Annotated in this window: 1 protein-coding gene; it reads left to right on the forward strand. The window is 57.5% G+C overall.

The annotated features are described in order from the left end of the window. On the forward strand, positions 1–247 hold a 247-nt coding region (locus SB659_RS20245), incomplete at both ends, for a hypothetical protein (RefSeq protein ID WP_410551726.1).

The following is a 247-nucleotide window of genomic DNA, read 5'->3' on the forward strand; positions in this document are numbered from 1 at the left end:
CCCAAAGATGCCTCAGATTCAAAAGTCGGACGTTCAGAACCGGCTGCTTGCCGCCCTTGGCCCCGACGCATTCGATGTACTGCAGCCCGGAATGGAGCGGGTCGATCTACCCGTTCGCACCGTGCTGGTCGAAAGCGATCAGCCCACCGATCACGTGTTCTTTCTCGAAACGGGGTTGGCGTCTATCGTTGCCAGAACGATCGATGACGAAGCCATCGAGGTTGGTCATATCGGCTGGGAAGGATTG

The organism is Arthrobacter sp. SIMBA_036 (assembly GCF_046535135.1).
Lineage (GTDB): Bacteria > Actinomycetota > Actinomycetes > Actinomycetales > Micrococcaceae > Arthrobacter.